The organism is Flammeovirga sp. SJP92 (assembly GCF_001583495.1).
GTDB lineage: Bacteria > Bacteroidota > Bacteroidia > Cytophagales > Flammeovirgaceae > Flammeovirga.
The window spans coordinates 1-1039 of sequence record NZ_LQAQ01000064.1 but is presented as its reverse complement, the minus strand read 5'-3'; the positions used below and the strand labels follow the sequence as shown (position 1 = coordinate 1039).

Annotated in this window: 1 protein-coding gene; it reads right to left on the bottom strand. The window is 30.7% G+C overall.

Features of this window, described 5'->3' with window-relative positions:
- Positions 1-111: 111 nt before the first annotated feature.
- Positions 112-816: a hypothetical protein gene (locus AVL50_RS16810; protein WP_062617668.1), complete on the bottom strand. Its 705-nt coding sequence runs from the start codon at positions 814-816 to the stop codon at positions 112-114.
- Between the last annotated feature and the right edge of the window lie 223 nt (positions 817-1039).

The window sequence follows — 1039 nt, the reverse complement described above, 5'->3', positions numbered from 1 at the left end:
GTAATTCTATCCTCCAAGTTTTTTTGTTCTGTTGACTCGGAAGTCGGGAGACTTTTCCGATTGTTAGACACAAGTGACGCCTATCGGCTTAACACTTGCGCCAGAAGTGGGTTACTTTTTCAAATCAGCAATATTTATGTTTTCTAAAGCATTTGTAATTTCATCGAATAAATCAAAGTAATCAAGAGAGTTAGGTTCGCCATCGTTATACATTTCAGTTAGAAAAGAATATAAAATTTCTTTTAGTTTTGAATAATTCTCAGCATTTGTTATTCTACATATCATCAAATATTCAAATATCCAAGGACCTGTATAAATTTGATTTACTTCTTCTCCAAGTAAAATTGGTTCAACTAAATTTTGATATAAAAGTTCTAAACTTCCATAATTATTAATAAACTCATTATAATTACTAATTATTTCAGAGGTACTTCTCTTGAGGCTTAGGTTGTAAGAGTCTTCATAAAAGTGTTCTCCCTCATATCGTCGCCCTGGAAATTGTTTAAAATAAGTTGAAGCATTTAAATAATCTTTACTATTACTCCCTTGGTAAAACTTATTAAACCATTTATGAACTATCTTGAACCTCAAACTTATTGTATAATATAGTTCATGAGCAATAACATCTTCTCGGTCTTCTGAAACAGTTTTCAAAAAACTAAAAGTTATTTCTATTTTTTTCTCTTTATCTTTTAAAGATAGTTTGCATTGTGTCTTTGGATGATTAAACTTTTCAAAAGTCTCATCATTTTTCAAACTGTTAATTAATTCGCTTTCAAGAATTTTTTTGAATGTCACGTTTTTATTTTTCGTCATAAAATTTAATTTCCATTTGCTTTAAATATTGTATTTCCTAATACCCCCCACTGGCGCAAGTGTTAAGCCGAAGGCGTCACTTGTGTCTATATTTGGACGGAGTCTGTAGACTCCCTACCCCACAAATTAATGGTCAATTTTTTACTGATAAAAGGATTTATAGAATTTGTAATTCTATCCTCCAAGTTTTTTTGTTCTGTTGACTCGGAAGTCGGGAGACTTT

Excerpts from the sequence above, each read along its gene's own strand:
- AVL50_RS16810 (WP_062617668.1), bottom strand. The coding sequence starts at position 816 with ATGACGAAAAATAAAAACGTGACATTCAAAAAAATTCTTGAAAGCGAA.